The sequence below is a fragment of the Vibrio ostreae genome (assembly GCF_019226825.1).
Taxonomy (GTDB): domain Bacteria; phylum Pseudomonadota; class Gammaproteobacteria; order Enterobacterales; family Vibrionaceae; genus Vibrio; species Vibrio ostreae.
Genome location: NZ_CP076643.1, coordinates 2,236,592 through 2,262,611 on the forward strand (window position 1 = coordinate 2,236,592; position 26,020 = coordinate 2,262,611).

19 protein-coding genes and 1 pseudogene are annotated in these 26,020 nt (G+C 49.2%); 9 read left to right on the forward strand and 11 right to left on the reverse strand.

Annotation, left to right across the window (positions count from 1 at the left end):
- Window positions 1–314: 314 nt before the first annotated feature.
- The 3 genes from KNV97_RS16375 to KNV97_RS16385 form a co-directional block, all read right to left on the reverse strand.
- A complete protein-coding gene (locus tag KNV97_RS16375) occupies window positions 315–1,343 on the reverse strand; it encodes a LacI family DNA-binding transcriptional regulator (RefSeq protein WP_218562356.1) in 1,029 nt (342 codons plus the stop codon).
- 672 nt (window positions 1,344–2,015) lie between these two features.
- Window positions 2,016–3,401, reverse strand: a complete 1,386-nt coding sequence (locus KNV97_RS16380; RefSeq protein WP_218562357.1) for a sensor histidine kinase — start codon at window positions 3,399–3,401, stop codon at window positions 2,016–2,018.
- A complete protein-coding gene (locus KNV97_RS16385) occupies window positions 3,394–4,065 on the reverse strand; it encodes a response regulator transcription factor (RefSeq protein WP_218562358.1) in 672 nt (223 codons plus the stop codon). Before KNV97_RS16385 ends, KNV97_RS16380 begins: the two co-directional genes overlap by 8 nt.
- A 133-nt stretch (window positions 4,066–4,198) precedes the next feature.
- Here KNV97_RS16385 and KNV97_RS16390 point away from each other — a divergent pair, with 133 nt between their 5' ends.
- From KNV97_RS16390 to KNV97_RS16400, 3 genes are read left to right on the forward strand one after another with little or no spacing between them, the layout of a single operon-like run.
- A complete protein-coding gene (locus KNV97_RS16390) occupies window positions 4,199–5,194 on the forward strand; it encodes a Bug family tripartite tricarboxylate transporter substrate binding protein (RefSeq protein WP_218562359.1) in 996 nt (331 codons plus the stop codon).
- Between the two features lie 58 nt (window positions 5,195–5,252).
- Window positions 5,253–5,723 (forward strand): tripartite tricarboxylate transporter TctB family protein, encoded by a 471-nt coding sequence (locus KNV97_RS16395; protein WP_218562360.1) that lies wholly within the window; start codon window positions 5,253–5,255, stop codon window positions 5,721–5,723.
- A gap of 9 nt (window positions 5,724–5,732) precedes the next feature.
- Window positions 5,733–7,253: a tripartite tricarboxylate transporter permease gene (locus tag KNV97_RS16400; protein ID WP_218562361.1), complete on the forward strand. Its 1,521-nt coding sequence runs from the start codon at window positions 5,733–5,735 to the stop codon at window positions 7,251–7,253.
- A gap of 531 nt (window positions 7,254–7,784) precedes the next feature.
- Here KNV97_RS16400 and KNV97_RS16405 read toward each other — a convergent pair.
- Complete coding sequence (locus tag KNV97_RS16405; protein WP_218562362.1) at window positions 7,785–8,456, reverse strand: type 1 glutamine amidotransferase domain-containing protein; 672 nt, start codon at window positions 8,454–8,456, stop codon at window positions 7,785–7,787.
- Window positions 8,457–8,566: 110 nt separating this feature from the next.
- Between KNV97_RS16405 and KNV97_RS16410 the strand changes: the two genes are divergently transcribed.
- Window positions 8,567–9,457 (forward strand): LysR family transcriptional regulator, encoded by an 891-nt coding sequence (locus KNV97_RS16410; RefSeq protein ID WP_218562363.1) that lies wholly within the window; start codon window positions 8,567–8,569, stop codon window positions 9,455–9,457.
- 425 nt (window positions 9,458–9,882) lie between these two features.
- On the forward strand, window positions 9,883–11,025 hold the full coding sequence (locus KNV97_RS16415; protein WP_136483265.1) for a GNAT family N-acetyltransferase: 1,143 nt from the start codon (window positions 9,883–9,885) through the stop codon (window positions 11,023–11,025).
- An 11-nt stretch (window positions 11,026–11,036) separates the two neighbouring features.
- On the opposite strand, the gene KNV97_RS16420 is transcribed toward KNV97_RS16415, so the two are convergent.
- On the reverse strand, window positions 11,037–11,894 hold the full coding sequence (locus KNV97_RS16420) for a LysR substrate-binding domain-containing protein (RefSeq protein WP_218562364.1): 858 nt from the start codon (window positions 11,892–11,894) through the stop codon (window positions 11,037–11,039).
- A gap of 102 nt (window positions 11,895–11,996) precedes the next feature.
- Here KNV97_RS16420 and KNV97_RS16425 point away from each other — a divergent pair, with 102 nt between their 5' ends.
- Window positions 11,997–12,644 (forward strand): glutathione S-transferase family protein, encoded by a 648-nt coding sequence (locus KNV97_RS16425; RefSeq protein WP_218562365.1) that lies wholly within the window; start codon window positions 11,997–11,999, stop codon window positions 12,642–12,644.
- Between the two features lie 379 nt (window positions 12,645–13,023).
- Here KNV97_RS16425 and KNV97_RS16430 read toward each other — a convergent pair whose 3' ends face one another.
- Together KNV97_RS16430 and KNV97_RS16435 are read right to left on the reverse strand one after the other, a co-directional pair.
- On the reverse strand, window positions 13,024–13,986 hold the full coding sequence (locus KNV97_RS16430) for a transposase (protein ID WP_218562366.1): 963 nt from the start codon (window positions 13,984–13,986) through the stop codon (window positions 13,024–13,026).
- A gap of 254 nt (window positions 13,987–14,240) precedes the next feature.
- Window positions 14,241–14,774: an acyloxyacyl hydrolase gene (locus KNV97_RS16435; RefSeq protein WP_256612172.1), complete on the reverse strand. Its 534-nt coding sequence runs from the start codon at window positions 14,772–14,774 to the stop codon at window positions 14,241–14,243.
- Window positions 14,775–15,105: 331 nt separating this feature from the next.
- Here KNV97_RS16435 and KNV97_RS16440 point away from each other — a divergent pair, with 331 nt between their 5' ends.
- Together KNV97_RS16440 and KNV97_RS16445 are read left to right on the forward strand one after the other, a co-directional pair.
- Window positions 15,106–15,678, forward strand: coding sequence for a YceI family protein (locus KNV97_RS16440; protein WP_218562367.1), 573 nt, complete (start codon window positions 15,106–15,108; stop codon window positions 15,676–15,678).
- A 239-nt stretch (window positions 15,679–15,917) separates the two neighbouring features.
- Window positions 15,918–17,673: pseudogene (locus KNV97_RS16445) on the forward strand (lysophospholipid acyltransferase family protein).
- A gap of 286 nt (window positions 17,674–17,959) precedes the next feature.
- On the opposite strand, the gene KNV97_RS16450 reads toward KNV97_RS16445, so the two are convergent.
- Window positions 17,960–18,889 (reverse strand): LysR family transcriptional regulator, encoded by a 930-nt coding sequence (locus KNV97_RS16450; protein WP_218562368.1) that lies wholly within the window; start codon window positions 18,887–18,889, stop codon window positions 17,960–17,962.
- 295 nt (window positions 18,890–19,184) lie between these two features.
- Here KNV97_RS16450 and KNV97_RS16455 point away from each other — a divergent pair, with 295 nt between their 5' ends.
- Entirely contained in the window at window positions 19,185–20,684 is a 1,500-nt protein-coding gene (locus KNV97_RS16455; protein ID WP_218562369.1) for a UbiD family decarboxylase, read from the forward strand.
- A gap of 362 nt (window positions 20,685–21,046) precedes the next feature.
- On the opposite strand, the gene KNV97_RS16460 is transcribed toward KNV97_RS16455, so the two are convergent.
- The 3 genes from KNV97_RS16460 to KNV97_RS22050 all read right to left on the reverse strand — a co-directional run bounded on the left by KNV97_RS16460 (window position 21,047) and on the right by KNV97_RS22050 (window position 25,623).
- Window positions 21,047–22,780 carry a BCCT family transporter gene (locus KNV97_RS16460; RefSeq protein WP_136483254.1) on the reverse strand — a complete coding sequence of 578 codons (1,734 nt, stop codon included), beginning with the start codon at window positions 22,778–22,780 and terminating at the stop codon, window positions 21,047–21,049.
- 328 nt (window positions 22,781–23,108) lie between these two features.
- Window positions 23,109–24,638, reverse strand: a complete 1,530-nt coding sequence (locus KNV97_RS22045; protein WP_256612175.1) for a CoA transferase — start codon at window positions 24,636–24,638, stop codon at window positions 23,109–23,111.
- 1 nt (window position 24,639) lies between these two features.
- Window positions 24,640–25,623: a CoA transferase gene (locus tag KNV97_RS22050; protein WP_256612177.1), complete on the reverse strand. Its 984-nt coding sequence runs from the start codon at window positions 25,621–25,623 to the stop codon at window positions 24,640–24,642.
- Window positions 25,624–26,020 lie beyond the last annotated feature (397 nt).

Here is a 26,020-nt window from a genome sequence, read left to right on the forward strand (position 1 = left end):
ATAATTCATATAGATTAACACACTGTTCTTATTAACAGACTGTTCTTATTAACAGACTTTGTTGATTCAAAGTCATTTTCATCAAGTATAATATCGTTCAAAGAAAATGTAATCTTGTGTGGCAGTTACTGAAGTTGAAGCTGCACACACTGATAGAAATAATCGTTTTAATAGCATAAACGTAAAACACATCAACACCATACACAGAAAGCGGTAGTGTAGTCATTATAAAATTGAGCAAGTTTATATTTACGTCCAATCCGAATACGTTTTTATTCGGATTATTTATTTTTAATTAAAATTAAAATTAAAGACTAAATCTTAGTATGAATTGATGAGGAGCGAGGAATCAAGCTCGGCATAATTTCAATCATATCACCTGTTTTTTCAGAGAATAAAAGTTCGAACGCTTTATAGGCAATATAATCCAGCGGAACATAGACTGACGATATCGGTGTAGGTAGCATAGTCGCGAGAGGCGTATCGTTGTAACCGACCAAAGCAAAATCTTCACCCGGCAATAAATCCAGTTCTTTTGCCGCAGAGATAACACCTAACGCTAAGTTGTCAGTAACAGCGAAAATTGCTGTCGGCCTGATTGGCAGATTAAAAAGGAGCGCTCCAGCTTTCTGACCTGATTCAAAATCAAAACGTGATGCAATACACAGATCTGGCTCGAACTCGATCCCGGCTTGTGCCAATGCCTGTTTATAGCCTTCCGTCCGGCCTAAGGAATTCGATGAATAATCAGGTCCGGTCACGATACCGATACGTTTATGACCAAGATCGATCAAATGACGAGTCGCAATATATCCACCATGCACATCATTACCGACCACAGAGTTACTGATATGATCAGTACGCAGTACTAATGTATGCGGCACACCAGATTCTCGTAACTTCTCTGTCGCATGGCTATCGATTCTTGAAGTTGCCAGAATGAGCCCATCAACACGCCTTCCCAACAAAGATTCAATCGCTTTTTCTTCCTCTAAAACATCATCCCCACATGTCGCTACAATTGTAAAATAACCGCTTTGCTGAGCTGCTTTTGCCAACTCCTCATACAAAATCGCCATGACTGTATCGGTCAGGCGAGGAACCAGAATACCAATTGTACCCGTTCCACCTCTCCTCAGACTTGATGCCATCACATCACGTGTATACCCCAGTTCTTTTGCGATAATTCTAACTTTTTCTGCCGATTTACTCTTAGATTTAGGTAATCGCTCATCAAGAATACGCGAAACAGTAGATATACTGACTCCTGCCACTTTAGCGACATCCTTTAGCGTAACGGGCAGGGCCTTTACTGTAGCTTTTGAGTTAGTGAAGTCATTCATTAGCGTAAAATTATTTTTGATTATTTATCGATTATAACACCAGAGTCAATGCACCTTCAATTAAGTGTCAAGATTATTTACACATCAACTCTATGTAGCACAATTTCAACTTAGCTTGAGCTTATTTTTATATAAATAGTAAATCATGACATCGCACCACCAAGTTAAATTTACTATTTAGAAAATCAAAAATAAATACGCTTAATATAAAACATGACTCAATATAAAATCACAATCATCACAGGCAGAATAATATTTTTCTTTGTCAAAATGGAATAATACATATCCACACTTTTCCATCCATGTCTTGTACCCCACACTGGTGATCCGCCATGTATCGCACTCCCCCTCCCCCAAACTAAACTGGACACTGGCTATACAGGACACGCCTAACACCAGAGTATGCGTTGCTGTCAGATCTTAGTTTTAAAGGCGGTAAGAACAGCTATGTTCCAAAAGCTATCTACGCTAACCGTAAAAAAGCTGTACCCATAACATTATGTATTTAAACGAAAATTATTAAACAGAAACGACCACACAAAAGGAAGGTTACTTATGTACCAAAAGCTTTCAGAGCTGTATAAAGAGGATAACGCCCGTTTAAAAGGCCTTTAACTATGTAATGACACCTTTAACTATGTAATGCCAGGCCTACTTAGTACGAAAACGACTTCATGCGTGTGTCCTGCTAACGGTTTGTCCTGATATAACCGCTAACCCAGACAAACTTACTCTTAACCCGTTGGGAAATGCATTCGCTATTTCTAACTTTCCGTGGTGTAGTTCGATGACTTGTTTAACAATCGCCAGACCTAGCCCAAAGCCTTGTTTTGAACGGTCAAGACGAACTTTTCGTTCTAGGATTGAGTTCAGATCTTGTTCTTTCATCCCATTACCTTGATCAATGACAGAGAGACAAACAACCTTATTGTGACAGGTCAAATTCACAACAATTTCCCCCTCGCCATGCTCCGGCTTTCCATACTTTAAGGCGTTTTCAATCAGGTTTAGTAATGCACTCTCTAGCAAGGTTTCATCGATATCGCAGATTGCAGACTCAACGTCTGTTTCAAACGCAATGGATTGCCCTTGCTCAAAAACCATAGGGGCATGTTTTTGGCAGAATTTCCGGCAAAACTGTACGAGATCGATGTTGACCCAATAGTCACTGGACATCGCACTGTTCTGTACATTGGCGTAATGCAACATTTGCTCTGTTAAGCGGGTCATTAGCGTGATGTTTCGTTCTAGCCCTTGCAGATCGTTGTTTTTTGGGCAGCGACGATACATATCGAGCTGAATTTTCATTTCTGCAAGTGGCGTTCTCAACTGATGAGAAAGATCGCAGTTAAAGTTTTGGCTTAGCTCAATGCTTCTCCGCAACCGAGCCATAAGACTGTTTAGTGCTCGTACCAAGGCTTCAACTTCAGGTGGTACATTGGTTCCAATCGGTTCCAAATTGGTTTCTGAACGCAAACGAATTTCTTTTTGAAGCAGGTTCAGGGGCTTTAGACTTTTCCGAACGATGAAAGCCACTAGAATTAAGGTGGCAATACACACACCAACAGCAGCCATGGCTATTTGTTTCATCAATCCAGATATAGTGGCATTCCGACCTTTTTTGGATTCGGCAATGACAATTTTAACGTCACCGATCGAGGTTCGAGATATGTACTGCGCAGCTCGCAGCTCTGTTCCCGCATAAGTGGTGTCGTACAGCATAATAGGATGACGACTATCCTTGGCCAGTGCTAGTCCTTCGAAACCTGCAAGTAAATCACCATTGGGAGCGACAATCCGGTAGAAAATTTTCTTATTTCTTACATCACTTAAGGTATCAATGGAAAAGTAATCCATATCAAGCATTATCTTGCCATCTTTGACGATCAATCTGTCATCAATATTCTTGGTCACAGCAATCAGTATATTGTCGTAAAGGCGCTCGGATTTATCTTTCAATACCCAAGTACTTATAAAAAATATCATTAAGGTCAGTAATATAATGGCACTTGCAAGCGCAACATATAAACGCTGAGAGAGCGATTGAATATTAATCATTTGTCGGTTTTCCCAACATATAACCTAACCCTCTCACGGTACGAATATTTAAATCCGGCATGAATTTTTTACGAAGACGAGAGATGTATGTTTCGATAGCTGTTTCACTAAGCTCATCATCAAAAGAAGAGATATGCTGCACAATTTGTGGCTTACTGACCACTCGTTCCACATTAGATAACAGACACTCTAATACCGAACTCTCTCTGCGATGCAGCAGTACGTCAGTGCCATAAAAAGTGACTTTTTTGCTCACAATGTTAAAGGTCAGTTGGCCATGCTCAATAACATTGTTGACTCGTGATGCCGCTCGCCGCAAAAGTGCATGTACTCTGGCTACCACCTCCTCTGCTTCAAACGGTTTACAAAGATAGTCATCAGCCCCTTCATTCAGTCCAAGAATACGTTCTTTCAGTGCGGCGCGAGCTGAGATGATCAGTATCGGCAGATTCCTTTTTGTCTGGCGGAGATTGCGGAGAATGTGTAGCCCATCACAATCTGGCAGTCCCAAATCCAACAGGAGCAAATCAAACTGCTGCGTTTGAATCGCATGAGATGCTTGCTCTCCAGAATGAAACATATCGACAGCAAACCCTTGCTCAGAAAGAATTTTCTTTAAACCTTCCGCAATCACCACACTGTCTTCGACGATTAATATCCGCATGATCTACTTCAAATATCTCACCTAAAAAACCCAACCCATCCTCTGTGCAAGGTTTATGACAGGGTATTTGGTTAGAGTTGCAAATGTAACCGAAATGTTAACTTCAATATTATTAAAATTAAGGAAGATTAAAGTGAACAAGCTTAACAAGGCAATCTTAAAACTCTCAGCTGTGACTGGGCTAACACTATCTGTTTGGCTTCCTCAAACCGCACTCGCAGATAACTATCCAAACAAACCCGTGAACTTCGTTGTCGGCTTTGGGGTTGGCGGTAGTGCGGACCGGATGACTCGCGCTATGTCGAGCTCTGTAGCTGAGGAACTGGGGCACCCCGTTAAAGTCATCAACAAGACAGGAGCAGGCACGCAGATCGCCGCCAATTATGTCCTTAATCGTCCAGATGATGGTTACACCGTTTTTGCGTCTACCTTTGTCCCTTATCTGCCAAATACTATTTTGAAAGGTAACGCCAGCTATACCATCAATGACTTTTCCTATATGAATTTCCAATGGTTTGATTTTGAGCTAATTGCGGTAAACAAAGACACGCCGTACCAAGACTTACCTAGCTTGTTAACCGCTATTAAAGAGAACCCTAAGTCAGTAAAAGCTGCCGTTTTACAAGGTTCTGGGGGGCATCTGATGGCAAAAATTCTACTTGAGAAAAACGGTATTCCTCAAGATAACCTCAACCTGGTCACGTTCAATAGCGGTGGTAAAGCACGCTCGGCTGTTGCTGGCGGCCAGGTTGACTTCATGATTGTCAGTGCACAAGGCAGTGAAGGCATCCGAGAGTTCATCCGCCCACTGGCGGTAGTCCGTGATAATCGCAGTGACTATTGGGATGCTCCAACAATCAATGAAGCTCTTAAACCGATGGGAATTGAAGTACCAGTTTTAACGGGCTCCATGCGCGGATTTGCGGTCACCAATGAGTTCAAAAATAAATACCCTGAGCGATACAACAAACTTGCGCATGCGTTTGAAAGAGCTCTGGCACGTCAAGAAGTGCAACAACTCCTGAAATCCAACGAAATTGGTGGGGTATGGGTTGGTCCAGAACGTGCGACACAGATGATGCTTGATAACTACCAAGCCTTCGAAACATATAAACACCTGCTCGACTAATCATTCCCAACGCTGGCTAGTGATGCTCTAGCCAGCAATCTCAATAACTGGAGGTTTTATGAGATTGTTCAGTCAACGCTCTGCCGATTTTTCTGTGTTGATCATCTTAGCTCTGTTTGTCTGCTGGTACTCTTGGGATAGCTACCATGCCTCATCTGCCGTAGAAAATCTTGTTTTAATTGCGCCTATCGCATTGGTTGCGTTAGCACTTTGTTTAATGGAGTTGATCCGCCAGTTTCTTGCTCGGCCCCTCTCATCGCCAAAAGAATCTCTCCCGGAAACGGAAGGTGATCTGAAGTCCGTCCTTCCGATCATCGCACTTTTTACTGTTTATGTGCTGTCTTTGGAAAAATTAGGATTTGATATTGCAACCACATTATTTGTCGGCTTGTTCTTATGGATTCAAAAGGAACGCCGTTTAATTTGGCTAATTGGCTATAGCGTTGCATTTGGTCTCCTGATGTCGACATTCTTCGCTCAGATGCTTCCATACCCGATGCCAATGAGCTTACTTCCAACGGATTACTAGGAGAATAAAATGCTAGATTTTTCCGCGATTATTGCCGGTGGTGAGCTGCTGTTCTCTTCAGTGGGTCCTTGGCTATACGTTTTTCCCGGTATGGCTATCGGCCTGGTGTTTGGTGCAATTCCCGGCCTACAGATATCCATGGCGATGGCTATCTTTCTTCCTGCAACACTCTACATGGGCTTTCTGGAAGCGATGCTGTTTCTTACGGCTATCTTTACAGGAGGGTCATTTGGAAGTGGTATTCCTGCGATTCTGATGAACATTCCAGGAACATCTTCCGCCATCGCTACGGCGTTTGACGGTTACCCAATGGCTAGAAAAGGCGAACATAATAAAGCGTTAGGAGTTGCGCTTGGGTCATCTTGTTTCGGCGTGCTGTTCGGTTACATGATCCTATTTATGCTCATTCAGCCTATCTCTGGTTTGGTCTTGAAATTGGGGCCATCTGAGATGTTTGTCGTCATTCTCTGGGGAATGACCCTCATAGCTAGCCTCAAGGGCGACTTCATGCTCAAAGGCCTGCTCTCTGGGATGATCGGACTGCTCATCGGCACCATAGGTTTTAGTGAAGTCGGCGTTGCCAGGGGCACGTTAGGCAACGAATATTTGTTGGATGGTGTGCCTGTTATACCGGCAATGATGGGCATGTTTGCGGCCTCAGAGTTATTCAAGCTCGTAAACACCAACTATCTGATTGCTGATAAATCAGCACGTAAAGTGAGTATTCGTTTGATCCTCAGCGGATTCAAACATGCTTTCAAGTATCCTAAAGTGATGCTAAGGGGCAGCCTGATCGGTGTTTTTGTTGGTGCAGTACCGGGGGTTGGCTCATCAGTATCTAACCTGCTCTCCTATGTAGAAACCAAACGGCGTGATGACAAACCAGACAGTTTTGGCAAAGGCAACCCTAAAGGTGTGGTTGCAGCGGAATCTGCAAACTCAACATCTGAAGCAGGTTCTATGGCGACACTTCTCGCATTAGGCATTCCCGGCGGGGGAGCAACTGCCGTCATGCTGGCTGCATTTGCAATGCATAACATCACTGGTGGGCCCCAGTTTATTCGAGAACAGACAGACATTGTCTACGCAATCATTTTGGCTAACTTTGGGCAAGTTGTATTACTAATATTACTCGGACTAATATTTATTCCACTTCTAGCAAATGTCGTAAAAGTCCCTATGAACATTCTTATCCCATCGGTTCTTTCGATGGCTGTATTTGGCTCATTTGGTTTGACTGGGAACATTTCAGGTCCATTTACTGTGCTAGTGTTCTCGATCATAGGCTGGATATTTACAAAGCTGAATTACTCCGTACCGGCGGCGGTCATCGGTATTTTGTTGGGAGGTATGGCTGAGAGTAACTTACTGCACACCTACCAGATTAGTGGTGGTGAAATAACGTATGTTTTCGAACGCCCAATCACACTCCTGATAATTGGTTTGTTAATGTTATCGCTCTTTGGTTCAAAAGTTACCGGACTATTGACGCGGCGAGCGAGCCAACCAACGCACAAACACGCTTCATAGCGTTCTGTTTATCTCTCATAATCTCAAGCGCCTTTCCTGAGTGAAAGGCGCTTGAGTAAGTTATTTTTCTCTTCTGAACAGGCACTACCGCTCATAATGGATTGCCCGATTCCTCAGAGGTACACGTTTAAAAAAGCGGTATGTTTACCCGAGATCTTCTTCGCCGAGTATGCCAACTTAATCCGGCTCGGCGAGTTAACAGCCGGGCAAAGCATGTGACTCATGGCGGGACCAGCGGCATAGGTACAACCGCATTAGCAATATGTCACGCCATTAGGGTCCAGGCTTTCGCCACCACACGAGGCGATGAAAAGTGTCAGGCAATCCGAGAGTTAGGCGGCATTCCGATTGATTATCAAAAGCAAAAGTTTTCAGGCGTTATCCAGTGGCTATACAGGATGGCTATACAGGACACACACCTTACTATGACGGCGTGTGTCCTCTTTAATTAACATCGCTCAGAGACAAAAATAGCCCACGTTCCGTGAGCTATTGGGTAATTAATCGATCTTAAACCTTAGCGGTTGTGGTTTACGACAGCGCCGCGACCAATGCTTTACCGACGCCATGAGCACTGGTTGGGTTTTGCCCGGTAATCAGTCGCTCATCAACAATGACGAACTCCTGCCAGGGCTGCACTTTACTGAAACGGGCTGCTTTTCGGGTCAGTGATTCTTCCAGCAAGAACGGAATGTGTTCGATGGTGCCAAAATCAATCTCTTCTTCGCGGGTAAAGCCGGTAACCGATTTAGAGGCCAGTAAGCTTTCACCGCTGCTCAGAGTAATTGGCAGCAGTGCCGCCGGGCCATGACAGACAGCCGCAATCGTGCCGCCACCTTCATAATGTTTGGCCGCCAGTTGTGCAAAGCTGGCATTGCTTGCCAGATCGGACAGCAAGCCGAAGCCGCCCGGGTAGAATAGCGCAACATAGTCATCAATATTGATTTGCGAGACCGGAATGGTGTTATTGATGCGATTTTGAAAATCATCATCCGCCAGTACTCGGCTGTTCACCTCATCACCTTCGATGTCAGTGCCATACAGCGGTGCTTTGCCACCGTTAATCGACGCTATGTCATACTCAAATCCCGCTGTGCTCAGCTCATGAATGACGTGCGTAATCTCTGGTGAGTAAGTGCCGTTCGCCTGGTCGGTATCGCCCAGAGTGGCATGGTTGGTTACCGGAATTAGAATCTTCTTCATTGCTGTCTCCTGCATTATTGAGTACAAAAAAGATACTAATTGAAAATCATTTCAATGATAATACCGCCAATCAACAAAAGATTATTGCTAAATAGCAACAATGGAAGATTATGAACAGTTTCGAGGGCATCATCGAGTTTGTCGCCGTGGCGGAAACTCAGGGCTTTTCGGCAGCCGCTAAACAGCTCAGTTGCAGCACCAGTCACGTCAGCCGCCAAGTATCGCGGCTGGAGGATCGCCTGGGGGTCACCTTATTTGCCCGTTCAACCCGGCAAATCAACTTAACCGATGCCGGTCAGCTGTATTACTCGCAATGCCGAGAGCTGGTGACCGGGCTGGAACAGGCCAATGAAGGCTTAAACTCACAGCAAATTACTCTAAGCGGCACCTTGCGTGTTAGTGCTGCCGGCGGATTCGCGGAAGAACACGTCGCTCCGGCCCTGATGCAGTTTGCCAAGTTGTACCCAGAAGTGACCATCGAGATGGATTTTAACTCCCGGATGGTCAATTTTATTGAAGATGGCATCGACTTCGCGATTCGTTACGGCGCGCTAAAAGATTCGGGTCTGGTTGCCAGAAAGCTGGTTGACCGCCCAATGGCCGCCGTCGCCAGCCGTGACTATTTACATCGCTTTGGTGAGCCAACCCACCCGAATCAACTCAAACAGCATAGCTGCATCATTACCAATAACGATCACTGGCAATTTGCCAGCGAGAGCAAACCTCTCAGCGTGCGAGTTCACGGGCGCTGGAAAAGTAACAATTCCAATGCAGCCATTGCAGCCTGCGAGGAGGGGCTTGGCATCGCCTATATGCCGAAAAGCAGCCTGGCCAGAGGATTGGAATCCGGCACGCTGTTTCCGATCCTGCAAGACTTCTGGGGACCAGGCAACAGCAGCTGGATTGTGTATCAGAACCAACGCTTTCTGCCGTTACGTGCCCGCCTGGCGATCGACTATCTGGTTAGTTATTTCGCTGACTGGGCACAAGCTGGCAAATAATGTCCGCTCTAAGCAGGACACACACCGTATTCGAAAGCCACAGCTAAACAGGACACACACCCGATTAGACAGTGTGTGTCCTGCTTAATGTCTCCCACAAATTGTAAACCTAAGCCGGAGCGATAGAGTCAGATTAATAACGGGATAGTCACCTATGTTCCAAAAGCTCATTAATCTGAACATAAAAAAGCTGCACAACATAACTATATGTATTTAAGAACAAATAACTCATTTGTAAGAAAATAAATTAAGGAGGGTTACCCATGTTCTAAAAGCTTTTAAAGCTGTACAAAGAGGCAGATCCGCCGTTAAAAATCCTGTCCATATAATGCGTATGTCCCGCTAACGGTTTGCTGATCACGGTTTGTCCTGATAAGGGTTTCTGCTAGGATAAATCACGCCTGTTTACTGCTTGGACGCTCCCCATGGCCCTCATCAAAGTTCACCAACAACTGACCGACATTCCGCAGCCTGAGTGGGACGCGCTGCGCTGCTGTGACTATCCGTTTCTGTCATACGCCTATCTGAGCGCGTTAGAACAGAGCGGCTGTGTCAGTGATGACAGCGGTTGGCATCCACTCCATCTGACCTTAGAAGATGAGCACGGCTCTCTGCTGGCAGCGATGCCGATGTATCTGAAAAGTCACTCCTGGGGCGAATACGTGTTTGACTGGTCATGGCAGGAAGCATTTGAAAAAGCAGGCGAAGAGTATTTTCCCAAGCTGGTGACGGCAATTCCGTTTACGCCGGTCAGCGGCCCGCGCCTGCTCTATCGCGCAGAGGTCATCAGCTACGACGACGCCCTGCAGCCGATGCTGAGCGCAGTGCGTCAGCTGTGTGCCGAGCATCAGTTTTCCGGCTGGCATGGACTGTTTGTCGAAGCGCGGCATATCCAAAAGTTCAAGCCGCTCTCGGTACGGATGGACTGCCAGTATCACTGGTATAACCGTGGCTATCAGCACTTTGATGATTTCCTTGCGACCCTGACTTCACGTAAACGAAAAAACCTGCGTAAAGAGCGCGAGAAAGTACAACAGCAACAGGTGGAACTTCGCGTTATTGAGGGAGAGCTGCTCTCTGCCGACGATGTGGCGGTGTTTTTTGAGTTCTACCAGCTGACTTATCTCAAACGCGGCCGCTATCCTCATCTCAATCAGGCCTTCTTTGAACAGCTACGCCGGCAGATGCCCACCCAGATTGTCCTCATCATGGCGTACCACCAACAGCTGCCCGTCGCCGGAGCCTGGTATTTTAAAGACTCGCAAACCTTATACGGCCGTTACTGGGGCTGCACACAAGAGTTCGACAGCCTGCACTTTGAAGCCTGCTACTATCAGGGGATAGAGTACTGCATCACGCATCAGCTTGCGCACTTTGACCCGGGCGCGCAAGGGGAACACAAGATTCAGCGCGGCTTTGAGCCGCTTGCCACCTGGTCCGTGCACTGGATTGAGTCCGCGACGTTTCGCCCGGCGGTCGCCGATTTCGTCCGCCGGGAGCAGCAGCTGGTACAAGACAGAATGGCGGCTCTCGCCACGTATCTGCCTTACAAGTCAGATCAGCCCTGAGCGCCCGTGCCTCAGACTACCGGTAAGGCTGTTTGAGCGCAGCAAAGCTCACCGATTTGATTGAGAAACTGACGCGGCAGCAGCGGATGGGATTTAGCGGCCACCAGCAACACAATATCGACCGCTGGCAGCGGCGGAAAGTCACTCAGGATGGTGAGATCGTCGGTTACACTGAGCCGCCCCATCGCGCCAACCGCCAGCCCCTGACGGACAATCGCCCGCTGCGCCGATGACGTATTACAACACGCCACTAAGTGAAACGGCACACCGCGCTTGGTCAGGCTGTCGATCGCAGCAGCATGATAACGGCAATCTGCCTGAAACAGCGCCAGCGGCAACGAAGCACTCTGAGTGACCGCCGCATCCGGCTGCGCGCAGATCCAAACGCCCTGATCACTGGTAATCCAGTACCCTTCCTCACTGTTGGACGAACGCGTCACAATCGCGGCATCCAGCTTACCTTCGTCCAGCCACTGGCGCAGTACCACACTCGGCTCATTAAACACCTGAATTGAACAGGTCGGTTTCGCCGCCAGTAACGCCTGCATTAATTTCGGCAATACCTGATCGTTATAGTCTTCCGGACAGCCGAGTCGCAGTGGCTGTTTGTGCTGGAACTGTTGCAACTCGACCAGCGCCTTATCGTGCCGATCCAGCAGTTCATGGGCATGATTGACCAGGCGGATACCCGCTTCGCTCAGGGCCAGATTACGCCCCTCTTTGACAAACAGTTCACTACCGATTTCCTGCTCCAGCTTGCGCATCTGCGCACTGAACGCCGATTGGGTCCGGGCAATTTGCTTGGCGGCGCGGGTAAAACTGCCGGTGTCGACAAAGGCCAGAAAACTGCGTAACGAGTCAATATCCATATCAATCCATCGCTTTTATTAATGGTTATTATCCAAACAATCCGTTAGTCAGGCTGCGATTGTTTTTCTATGCTGAGCAACAGACAAGACAAGGAGTTATGTATGCAACTTTATATCGCCAATCAAAACTACTCAACCTGGTCACTCAGAGCCTGGCTGATTTTTGCCCACTACCAACTGCCGGTCGAGATCCGTAAACTGCAGCTATGCACCCCGGAGTTTTATACCACGCTGCAAGCCATTACGCCGACAGGCAAAGTCCCGGCGCTACAGAATGGTGACATCGTCGTGTGGGAATCGCTGGCGATTCTTGAGTACGTCAATGACAACTATCTAAATGGCCAAGCCTGGCCTGCGGATAAAGCCGACAAAGCCAAAGCCCGGGCCATCAGCTGCGAAATGCATTCGGGGTTCAATGCGCTGCGTAACGAAATGCCGATGAACTGCCGCGCGCGCCGTCACGTTGAGTTAAGCGATGCCGCACAACAGGATATCGCCCGCATTGATACGTTATGGAGTGAGCAGATGGCGCGCTATCCAGGCCAATGGTTGTTTGGCAAGTGGTCTATTGCGGATGCAATGTTTGCCCCGGTCGCGCTGCGCTTTAAAACCTACGGTATCGAACTGTCACCCGGCGCCGCCCAATACCGGGATCACGTGCTCGCCAGCCCGACCATCCAGCGCTGGCTCAGCGAAGCCAGCTTAGAAACCGAGATTGTTGATATCGATGAGGCCGGCACGCCAGTCTGATTTTTATTGGGACATGATTTTTATTGGGACACACACCGTTATTCTTAACGGGACACACCGTAAATACTCTTAACGGGACACACACCGTAAATATTGACGACTGATTAAAGTGTGTGTCCTGCTAATATATCCGAGCAGGACACACACCTTGAATTATGGTGTGTGTCCTTATCCACTCCCTTCAACACAAATGAATCTGAACAGGACACACACTTTAAGAGCAAAAACTAAACGTATAGTGTCCTTCACTCTCTAAACCAATATCAGAAAACGAAAGTAAATGAGGGTTATGACATCAAGGTGTACCAAAGCGGAAGGAAAGGTGTACCAAAGAGGACGTAAATACAGCAGAAATGAATCTGTACCCGGTTTTAAATAACTAAGAAATGACGATCCCCAGCATACGCTGGCGATTTAACTGCGATTTAGCATGCATGAGATGACGCTGCGAACCAACCCATGCTCTCGGCCTCTTCTCAAGTTCAGAGCAAAGCGTTAAACACTCTTTCTGCACCAGTGATAAACGCTGCAGAATACCCGGTGCGCTCTCATCGAGAACCCCACGTTTACCTTCTCTCATCTGCCGTCCCAGCCAATCCAATAGCTCCAGATAATCCATCAATCGAAACGGGATACCACGCTTTTTTTCCTGGCTGTGGTAACCAATAAAATCCAGCAAAGCACGCGCAGAGGTTTTACCTCTATCCAGGGCAACCAGGCGCGCTTTCACCGAAGTATGGTCAGACTGCTCAGGCGTATCCGCGACTTTCGCCCGTACAGGATTAAGATCAGCGTACGCCATAGCCGCCAGCAGAGCTTTGTCATCGAGCAGGGCCTGAGACTTAAACCGCCCTTCCCAGAACCGACCTGTGCACTGATCCTCTTGATTCGCCTGCCGTGCTATCTGGTAATTTAACTCTTTCATAAACCAGCTCAGTGAGCAAAGACGAGAGCGCCAAACCTCGATAATTTCCCGGCACTTCTGCCATTCGGCGGCAGCTAATTTCTGACCTGATTGATAACGCTGAATCAGTCTAGGCAAACAATGTTCTATCCCCCAGCGTTCAATGACGTCTGAATCGGAAAGTCCAGCCACGCCGTCCATGTCAATAAAGGCCACCAGGTGATAGTGATTACTCATCACTGCATAAGCGCAAATATCAATGCAGTAAATGGTCGCCAGAGTTAAAATGCGCTCTTCCACCCAAGCGCGACGATGTTGATAAGACTGACCGGTATGAGAATCCTCTCCACATAAATACGAACGACGTACGCAGCGAGAAACGCAGTGATAATAGGGTGTGATGTCAGGGCAAATCAACTGAGAGCGTGCTGTCGTCATAGGTCATGTCATTTATGGGTGATATGACGAGTCTGGCGCACAGAGCATAAAGCGCAAACGCACAAGAAAAAACTGCAGTCCAGATATCGTAACAGCTGCAACTGCACTGCTTATAAAGTAGTAGAAAGTGGCCGCTCACCCGGGGGAAATGAACAGAAATAAACAGAGAAATAATCAGGACACACACCGTCAGTCACATTGAAATGATGGTGTGTGTCCTCGTCAAGGGCTGGGAAAAATGAACAGGACTGATGTCACCAGGAATAACGCACATTGATCAGTGCGGTGTTGTAGCCGGCGTTCTCATCATACAGCCCGCCGTTCGAGTAGTGAACATACATAAAGGCGAGATAAACCGCGTCATATTTCAGCCCGGCCGCGATTCGGTCTTCAAACTGGAAGTGGCCGCCCATGTCACGATCGTTGACATAACGGTCGCTGATGTAACTCACCCCGATACCGAACTCAACCACAGGGACGCCACCGAGCAGCGGCTGCGTGAACTGGTAATAGAGCACCGGCGTCAGCGCAATGATGCTGAAATCATCATCGTCGCGCAGGAACCAGCGGTTGTAGGACGCATCCCAGTACACAGCGAGATGGCCGCGGTCACTCTCCAGCCAGCGGTAATCGAGGTCGTGTTGCACCCCAATGCGCCCCAGCAGATCGTCATCAAACGAATAACCGGCCCCGATGCTGACACCGTCCACCAGGCTCTGACTGTAACTGGCAGGAACAAACAGAATAGACATGATGACTATCAATAGATTACGAAATAAAATATTCATAGTTTTGCTTTCTTGTTGTTATTGATAAAGGACATTTTAGTATAGGCACGCCATTAGGAAAGTTGCACAGCAGATCACATTTTGCACTTTCTTGGCGCGGCGTCTGCAGGCAAAATGACTAAGGCTGCGGCAGCGGCCGTTTGCAGGCAGGCAGGCCAGGGTTAAAAAAGTACCAACTGCATGTCGTCGCTTCCGCTCTTATGCCAACGCTGTCTCTCATACCTGCGCATTCTCTGGAGCGACCCTTTCACTCTCATACCAACAATGTTTGTCATCCCGTGAATTAACCGACTACGCTTATGACTAATCCCCTCCCGATAAGGTTAGCATAATGAACAAAATCACCACTTCCCTCTGCCTCGCACTCACCGCTTTCTCTGTGCCAACGCTCGCCGCCGGTGACTACCTGCTTGACCCTAACCTCTCTTCGGTCAGTTTCGCCACCATCAAAAAGCAGTACATCGTCGAGCCGGCCAGCATACGTACCCTGAGCGGACAGCTGAGCGAAGATGGTAAGTTCTCAGTCAATATCGACCTGACAGGCATCCGTACCGGCGTACCGACCCGGGACAGTCGCCTCAACGAGATCTATTTTGAGAGCATGAAATATCCCCAGGTGACGGTCAGCGGTGCGGTCGACAGTAAACTACTGTCCGGGGCCGCCAGCAGCAGCATTATCTCAGCAGAGGTCACCCTGTACGGCCACAGCAAGATGGTGGATTTCCCGGTGGTGATCATTCCCGCCGATGGTAAGGTCATGGTCAGCTCCAGCGCTCCGGTCATCATCAACGCCGCTGATTTCTCGATTCCGGCCGCCAACCTGAGCGCCCTGTCAGACACCGTGGGCGGGCTGAGTTTGTCGGACAGCGTACCGGTCAGCCTGACGCTGCTGTTTCAACAATAAGTTCAGTAATTACTTAAACAGTAACTTCAACAATAACACGCGGCACTTGAGCGCTTAATGGAATCAATAGTTTAGTGAAACCAGCACCAGCCGGCGTCACTAATTTGTAGTCAAGTCACTAATTTGTAATCAAGTCACTAATTTGCAATCAAACCGCCATTAAAGCCTCATGAAAGCGCCGCGAATCTGACACACAGCCTGACTAGCATAACGTCAACACATAGGATTGTGAGGACGTTATGCTATCCACCAGCCCCTTCAAATTACCGCGTAAAACCCCGTTTGGCCTTGGCGAACACTTGGCAGAATGGGCAACCGGATTAAGCCAGCTGGATAAATTCTACGCCCAGCGCCCGGCCGGCTGTGACACCGCGCAGTTCCTGCGCTTTACCCTCGAAATTCTCGGTATCGATTATCAGCTCACGAAAGGCTCGTTAGCTCATGTGCCGCAAAGCGGTGCCACTGTAGTGGTTGCCAACCACCCGCTCGGCTGCGTGGAAGGCGTCATTCTGGCCGAAATGCTGCTGACCCGCCGCTCTGACATCAAGATCCTCGCCAACCACTACCTCAAAACCGTACCGGAACTCGATTCACTGTTTATCGGCGTCGATGTGTTTGAAACCGAGAAATCGGCCAAAGCCAATCTGATCGCGATGCGCCAGGCACATAAACACCTTGAGCAAGGGGGGGTTGCTGCTGATTTTCCCGGCTGGTGAAGTGTCGCAACTGGTCGATCGCAAACAGCGCCGCCTGGAAGACAAAGAGTGGAGTCACTCAGTCAGCCGCCTGATCAAAAAACACAAAGCCAAAACGGTGCCGGTGTTTATCGACGGCCATAATTCGAAACGCTTTTATATGGCAGGTAAAATCCACCCGCTGCTGCGCACCCTGATGCTGGGACGCGAGCTGCTCAATAAAAAACAGAGCTGCATCTCAATCGCGATTGGCGAAACCATTCACTACAAAGAGATTCACGATCTGTGCGACCAGCAGTTGGTCAATTACCTGCGCCTCAACACCTACCTACTGCACAGCCAGCACACCATCACGCGGAATAAGGCGACCCAGGACAGTTCGCTGCAGCCAATCGACAGCCGACTGCCATCGGAGGATCTGCGCCAGGATTTAGCGCGCCTGCCTTTCTCCGATCATCTGCTGCGCCACAACGAATTTGACGTCTACTGCACCCGGGCCGAAAACATTCCGGCCATCATGCATGAGATTGGTCGGGTAAGAGAAATCAACTTCCGTCAGGTCGGTGAAGGCACTGGGCTTGCGCTCGATATCGATGAGTTTGATCGCGACTACCTGCATCTGTTTATTTGGGATCGCGAGCGTCAGGCACTGGTCGGCGCCTACCGTCTTGGCCTGGTGGATCAAATTCTGACAGAGCGCGGTATCGACGGCCTCTACTCCAGCACCCTGTTCCATTACGATCCGCGCTTTTTGCACAACATGGGCAATGCGATTGAAATGGGTCGCTCGGTGATCGACGCCTATTATCAGAAGAGCATGGCACCGCTGCTGCTGCTGTGGAAAGGCATCGCCACTTACGTCAGCCGCAACCCGCAGTACACTCATCTGTTCGGGCCAGTCAGCATCAGCAGTGATTACAGCGATCAGGCTCGGTGCCTGCTGGCCGATACCATGACCCTGCACTACTACGACAAAGCGCAGGCGGATTTGGTCGAAGCCACCAACCCGCTGCCGGTCGGTCAAAATCTGTGGAATGCCAGCCTGCTTACCTCACTGGCCGATCTACAACTGCTGTCGCGGGTGATTGCGCGTATCGATGAAGGCAAAGGGATACCTGTTCTGCTGCGCCAGTATCTCGGCCTGAACGGCAAACTGGTCAGCTTCAACATCGACCCGGACTTTAACGATGCGCTGGACGGCCTGATTGTGGTTGACCTGCGCAACGTGCCGCAGCGCACGCTGGCGCGCTATATGGGCAGCGCCGAAGCTGAGCAGTATCTGGACTACCACCAGCAATAATTATCTGCCAGACGAAACCATCTCTTAGGAGGACACACACCGTAATTAAATGCGTATCTCTTAACAGGACACACACCGCAATTAAAGGTGCGTGTCCTCGTAACAAAGAGGCATCGTAACGGCGTGTGTCCCGCTTACTTTCCCTGCAATCATCTTTCTGCCCGCGAAGCCACGCCCTTTCTTAACGGGACACACACCGTAACTCAAGCAGCAACTAAAGGTGTGTGTCCCCGTAACAAAGAGGCATCGTAAGGGCGTGTGTCCTGCTTACTCTTTCTCTGCAGACTTAAGCGCTACGATGGCGCGGGTGGGTGACAATCTCACTGATGATGTGCTCGCGAAACCAGCGGTGTGCGCTGTCATTGTTGAATTTTTCGTGCCAATAGACGGAATGCTGAGACTGCGCGACCCGAAACGGTAGCACCCGAACCACCAGGCCGAAGTCCTGCGCCATGTATGTCGCCAGATGCTGCGGCACCACAGAGATCATCTCGCTGCTGCGAATGGCACTAAAAGTCGGGATATAGCCCTGAGTGGTCAGTTTAATATTGCGTTTCAGACGGCGTTGGCTGAAATAGCGGTCAATCTGTTTCGAGCTGCCGCCACCAGTCACGGTCTGCACAAACGGCTGGGCAAGAAACTGATCCATGCTGATCTCAACCTGATTAGCCAGCGGATGATCCGCGCTCATCACCATCACCCAGTGATCTTTATCGATCACCTTACGGATGAAATTGGGCGCAAAGTCTTCATCTATGGTGATCACAAAGTCGATCAACCCCTCCAGCAGCAGGCTGCGCGCCTGCACATCCCAGTTGATAGTATGAAACGACACCTGCGACTCATCAGCCAGATAGGGCCGGAGCACATCCGGCAGAATGTAGGCACTGACGTAATCCGGACAGGCAATAATAAACTCGCGCTTATCCTTATCCGGATCATAACTGGCGGCAAAAATATCATTCAGCCCGTCCAGCACCAGCGCCAGACTCGACTGGATCTCAAGCGCAGTTGGCGTGAGCTGCATATGTGACCCGACCCTCACCAGCAGTTGGTCATTGAGTAAGCGGCGTAACTGGGCGAGATGCTTACTCATGGTCGGCTGGGCGATACCCAGCGACTCTGCTGCCGCGGTAACACTCTTGTACTCCAGTAAGGCATTGAGCGGGATCAGCAGATTCATATTGATCTGATTAAGCGGTTTAACCTGCTTCATAAACATTCCAAAACATAATATTTCACATTCATTTTAGGTTATGGATAACTTGTACTCAATCTCTATACTGGACCGCAGATAACAGGTTGCTCTCTGCGACCCGTTCACAGCACCACCCCGCGTACCAACGGCGTATCACCCGCTTTGACAGATCCGACAAATCACGCCCGTCAGACACAGCCTTCATGCTGGGCCGACGCACGCCCGTGATTGCCTTGTGTATTCCTCAAAGCCGCTGCCCACCGTTGTGCGTTAAACCTGAAGTAGCAGCACACCACAGCTGCGAGGATCTAACATGCAAAAATACCGCCCTGAAGATTACCAACGCGCCCGGGAAGAGATCACCGACCTGCGCTCCGCGATTCAATTTCTCTCCGAATATGAAGGCCAGCTGCTGGAAACCGATATCGAAGTCGATCCGGTCGGTGAACTGTCCGGTGTCTATCGCCATATCGGCGCGGCCGGCACCACCATGCGCCCGACCAAAGAAGGTCCGATGATGCTGTTTAACAACATCAAAGGCTTTGAGAAATCACCGGTTGCGATTGGCGTACTGGCCAGTCGCGCACGTACCGCCCTGCTGCTCGGCCATGAGCCGGAACACCTCGGTCATGCCATGATGCAGGCCGCCAATAGCCCGATCAAACCGATCCTGGTCGATCAGGCGCCGTGCCAGGAAGTGGTGCACTACGCCGACGATCCGGACTTCGATATCCGCAAACTGATCCCGGCCCCCACCAACACAGTGGAAGATGCCGGCCCGTACGTCACCCTCGGCCTGGTGTATGCCGAAGATCCGCAAAACGGCGATACCAACGTCACCATTCACCGCCAGTGCTTTCAGTCGCGGGATGAAGTATCGATCTTCTTCGCGCCGGGCCGTCATATTGATGTGTTCCGTAAAAAAGCCGAAGCGATGGGCAAACCTCTTCCCATCACGGTCAATATCGGTCTCGATCCGGCAGTGTACGTTTCCGCCTGCTTTGAGCCACCAGTGACCCCGCTGGGCTTTAACGAACTGGAAATCGCCGGCGCGTTCCGTAACCGCCCGGTTGAACTGGTTCAAGCCAAAACCGTCGATACCAAAGCCATCGCCCATGCTGAAATCGTGATTGAAGGTGAGATCATGCCGGACTACCGCGTGGTGGAAGATCAAAACAGCCACACCGGTAAAGCCATGCCGGAGTTTCCCGGTTACACCGGCGAAGCCAACCCGAGCCTGCCGGTGATCAAAGTAAAATCGGTGACAACGCGCACCAACCCAATCACCCAAACCTGTATCGGCTGCAGTGAAGAGCACGTCAGCCTGGCGGGTATCTGTACGGAAGCGAGTATTTTGTCGATGACTGAGCGCGCTATGCCGGGCCGCGTCCTGAATGTCTACGCCCACTCGTCCGGTGGCGGTAAACTGATGGCGGTGATGCAATTCAAAAAACTGAGCGCCAAAGATGAAGGTCGTCAGCGCCAGGCCGCACTGGTCGCCTTCGGTGCCTTCCCTGAGCTGAAGAACATCATAGTGGTTGAAGATGACGTGGATATTTTTGACTCTAACGATGTGCTGTGGGCGCTCAATACCCGCCACCAGGCCGATGTCGATACCATCGTCATTCCGGGCGTGACCACCCACGTACTCGACCCGTCACAAATGCCGGACATGAGCCCGTCGATCAAGGCGCGAGGTATGTCGTGTAAGACCATCTACGATTGCACCGTGCCACTGGAGCTGAAAGAGACCCGCTTCCAGCGCTCGCAGTTTATGGAAGTCGATTATCAACGCTTCTTACCACAAGACTGATCCTACGAGCAGAGCTCCAGCAGAACATGCGCTAAGCAGGACACACACCTCAACGAGCGATAAACCCAAAGGCGTGTGTCCTCGTTAGAGATAGTGTGTGTCCCGGTTAAAGATTTGCCCTGTTAAGGCTTCAACGATTAAAGGGATTTAAGAGAAGGCGTGTTCAAGTGACCAAAAGTAAAAAGGCACAGCCAGAAATCAATCGGACTGCGCCTCAACAATCGGCAGGACAACCCGGCGTATGCTCCCCCTTATACCGGGTTGTCCCTGTGCTTACTGTGCCCCGGCCAATGGGTGGGCGAGAGACAAGTAACTGATTCACCTAAGGGCGAAGATTATCGGTTAGTGGATCACTCCCTTGCTCAGGAAAGATCGGCGATTTCTCTTTCCACGATTTTTTTCACTTGATCCTCATCGGCAACAAAGCTTTCTCTGTCTTTGCGTAACGATTTCACCAAACCAAACATCATCGCAATAATAACAAGGGTAAAGGGCAAAGCCCCTGCAATCGAGGCCGCTTGCAGTGCTTTTAACGCCTCTTTCCCCCCCATTAACATAATCATCAGGGTGACCACTCCCAGTAACGAGCCCCACAAAATACGTTGCTGGACAGGTGGACGACGCCCGAACGATAGCAGCCGGCCCAATACCAGAGTGCCAGAGTCCGAAGCGGTCACGAAAAAGACCACCACCACAATCAGCGCGCAGACTTTTGCAATGGTCGCTGCGATACCAGGGGTGAGCACATCAAAGGCGGCAAACAAGGTGCCCGCATAATCCCAATGGTTTACCGCGGTGTGGTAAATGGTCATGTTCGAGCCATAAATCGATTGATAGATACCCGCTGAACCGATAACGCTGAACCAGATCAAGGAAACTAACGTCGGGATAAAGATGACGCCCATAACAAACTCGCGGATGGTACGTCCTCGTGAGATGCGCGCGATAAACATGCCGACAAACGCCGACCAGGCAATCCACCATCCCCAATAGAAGATGGTCCAGCCGCCCTGCCAGGTTTGTTCTTCTGTGCTTCGTGCCGTCCACAAAGTCATAAAGAAAGACTGGGAAACGTATTCTCCCAGCGTCGTTAAACTGCTCGCAATCAAGTAGTTACCATTCGATGCCAAAAGAAAATACAGAATAATAGTAATGCAGATGTAGCTGTTGAACTGAGACAGCATATTAATACCTTTGGCGACACCGCTTGTGGCCGACAAGGTCGCAATCAAGGTAATAAAGATGATAGACAGAACGGTGACGGTGGTGGATTTTTCTGCTAAAAAGTTGAGTGAAATGAGTCCGGCGCTGATCTGCTCCACCCCCAGTCCCAGCGTGGTGGCAATACCGAAGATAGTGCCAAAAACGGCCAGTATATCCACCGCATGCCCTATCGGGCCGTAAATCTTATTGCCAATTAATGGATAAAGCGCGGAACGAATTGAAAGCGGCAGCCCCTTCCGAAAAGAAAAATAAGCGAGTGACAAGCCGACGATGGCATACAACCCCCACCCCACAGCTCCCCAATGGAATACGGTTAGGGTCACTCCCCCCACCGCGGCTTCGGCCACCAGATCATTAGGAACCGGAAATCCGGCATCTCCGGGTTGCAAGCCAGCGGCCAGTGCGACCTGTTTGGCTTCAAAAAAACGCCTGACCGCGCTTTTCACCTCGGCGCTCATGAACGGATTGCCGCCGCTCCAGTCGCTGGCAAAGTGTATCATGGGTTCAGACATGGAAAAAAACAGCATACCGGCCCCGGTTCCACAGCCAAACAGCATAGAAAACCAAGCAAAATTGGAAAACTCCGGTTTTTCGTCATCCCTGCCTAACCGAATGCCTCCCACCTTAGAAAGCATTAACGTTGTGCACACCAGGAAAGAAAGCAGCATGATGATAATGTAATACCAGCCCAGCGTTTCTTCGATCCATCTTTTTAGCCCCAGGAACTGCTGACTGGCCACTTCCCCCAGCAAAATGGTATAGAGAATAAACACCACAACCATCACTAAAGCGGTTATTCCCAGGGTTGCATTGAGGCCTTTAAGTACTCCTCGCTGAGCAATAAAGGCATCGATCTGTCTATCTTCAAGCATTGGTAACCTCTTATTTTTTTTATTGTGCCAGTGTTATCCTAAAAATCTAAAAGGGATACAACAAACTAGAAAAACAGGGTCATTCCATAAGTAAATTAATGGATTACCAGCAAAACCCCATCCGTTTAACCCGGTTTATATGCACTAGTGTCGCTTACTCTGGGATAATGCGATCAAGTCATCGCCACAGGGGCAGTGACTTGATCCGATTGCATTATTGAGTCACAACCACTGAATACATGTTCTATTACTTATTACTTATTACTTATTACTTATTACTTATTACTTATTACTTAGTAATTATTGGCTATTGGCTTTTGGCTACGCGCTAGCCGGGCAAATATTGTTTACTCCAGCCTAAGCTGGCGATATTAAGCTCGATCATGCTTGCTATTTCACACTCGCTATAGCCGATACTGGCTAACACGGCTTGGGTTGAGTGACCAAATTTTTCCGTCGCAGCGATCGCCCGTATTGCCGCCCGGCTTGGCCGAATCGAATAGTGGTCAATTTGGGTAAAACAATGCCCGCTGGGATGATCAGGATAAATAGAAAACGCATAACTCCCTAAATGCGTGCCAACGCTGCCATCGTGCACACGGCTGTATTGCTGGCGTAAGGCCTCGATGGAGTTTGGCTCCGCCACCGCGACATCGGCCTCACGGAGAAGATTGAGCCAATGGGCAGTCGCCGCTTGTTTGAAAGCATTTTTTAAATAGACGTGTACATCCGGCGTATCGCTCAGCTCGGTTAAACCCTCAATGGCGGTGAGTTGGCCCAATTCGCTCGGGTTGGAGTCGAGAAAGATCCAACCGTCCAGGGTTTGATAAAAATGTGACAGCGGATGATTGCCTAATACGGTGCGGCCCGATGCCTCGTTAAATGGCTCTCGTCCTTCATAATCAAACATAAACGGAAGCTGAGCCATATTGGTGACCGCCGAAAGAGACGTTCTGACCCTGCTGACCTGACCGGTCATTAATTGATGGTACATCGCCAACGCCATCCCCATACCCGCCGCAAAACCACAGTTGACGTCTAAGGTACCGACATGAGCGTGTTCTTCCGGCGTTTCACTTCCGCCAAAACGCATCATGATGCCACTGTTGGCCTGAATAATATCATCGTAACCAATGTAGTTGGTTTTAGGTCCTGGCAAGGGGCCACCAAAACAGTCTAAGCGACAAAACAGCACCTCCGGATTGACCGCAAGCAGACTCTGAGCGTCCAGGCCCAGAGGTTCAAGCTGGCGTTGCGGGGCATTAATCAGCACCAGATCCACCGACCGGATCAGGCGATGCAGCACTTCACGGCCTTGTTCGGTCATGATGTTAACCAACGCTTTCTTTTTGCCCATATCAGTTTGAAAGCTGTAGACACAGCCGATGAGCGGATCATAAAGCGGCGTGACCGGATCCAGCTTAATCACCTCTGCCCCAAATCGGCCTAAAAACGCGCCCGAGTGAGGTCCGGCGATCACATTGGTCAGATCGAGCACTTTTTTACCGTCCAGCCAGCCTTTCTGCTCTTGGCCAGTGGCGCCAACCGCTTGAACTGCATTAGGTGCAAAAGGAGAAACTGTGCTATTTAAACGCTCTAATGCTGCCTCAAAACTGACAAATTCTCTGCCCCTGGCTTGGATAAACGACGCCGGATTGTGTTCAAACCAGACTAACGGGCCAGGCTGCTTCATCCAACCATATTCTGGGTCATTCACCTCAATAATTAAACCGGCCTGGTTGGTATGCTCGTCATGCAACCATTCTTGCGTTGTACGCTGTGACGCGCCAGGGATCCCCGTGTCGCCAAAAATGCGATCCCACTCACTGGCCGTTTTGGTCAGAAACGCCCGCTTCATTTTAGCGGCAACGACCTTGGCCCATTTTTTCCGGCAACGGGTAGACTCCGAGTGAGGTCTCCCCGTCCCATTCATCGACCGGTAAGTGCAGATCTTTTACTTCGGGAAAGCCTTCCGCCATCAGCTCATCGTACACACCAAGAACCTGCAGAGCACGTTTGGCATGATTACGGTGAGACGGACACACACAGTAAAACTTTCGGCCATCGGCACAATCATAGGTGCGGAAAAACGGATCTAAGTACTCTTGCAGCTCGGCATAACTGAGATCCATGTCTATGTTATTGTCGCGACGATAAGCAATTTCATGCTCCCGCATGGTCTTGTAGCGCTCGGGCAGCTGATCAATCACAAACGAATTATATGAAAGGCCTTCCATTAAGGCCGCCGCGACCGGCACTTCGATGTGGTCGCCCTGGCCGCTTTGCGCCCGTTCATACAAGGCCATGACAACGGAACTGGCAGCCAGCGATATGGCATAGGAGGAGCCAAGCGGAACCGGCGAAAAGCTGGGCTCAATCCCCATCAGCACACGGTTAAATCCCATATCGGTAAAAGAGCCTGAGGTGGCCGCGATGATCGCCTCGGTCGCTTTCCATTCTCGTCTTAGCATGTCGTTGCTGGCAAAGCCTGGTATCGACAAGGTGATCAGTTCAGGACGCTCTGCGCGTAATGCATCGAAATCAATGCCAAGTCGACTTAAAACACCCGGCCGAAAGTTCTCGATCACCACGTCTGCCTGCGCAATCAGCTGTTGTGCCTGGCTCAGCCCCGTCGCGGATTTTAAGTCTAAGGTGATGCACTGTTTATTGCGATTTAACACTGCATTGGCAGGGCTAACCCACTGTGGCCCTTGCGGTGGGTCAATATGAATTACTGTTGCGCCAAGGTCGGCTAACGTCATGGCAACAGCTGGAGCAGCGATTTGTTGTCCAAAGTCCACGACCCGGACACCAACAAGAGGCAGTTGATGGTTATTATTCATCTCTATTGATCCTGTGTAAAAAGCGTCTTTTCACTGAATGAAGAAACCCCGTTTGGAGCGGGCTTATTCACTTGTTTTTTATTACCGCGGCAGAGCCACCTCGTAAGTACTGCAAAGTTCAGCACAGGCGGAATACTAGAATTGCACTTCGATAGCCACTAGCAATAAAAACAAGACCAATGGGTGAATTTTTTTTATGCCTGCGAAAAAATAACAAAGTTGAATATACAAGCGGCTGATAAAAATAAGATATTTAAATAGGCTCACCAGAGCAGATTAACAGCTATAAAAATACTTAACTCTAAGGGTTATTTTTTATTGCTTTAAAGAGCTAAGCTTATTCATAACAATGAAGTTGTTTATCAGTCTTAGGTTGGGTTAATTCCTGCTGAGTCAT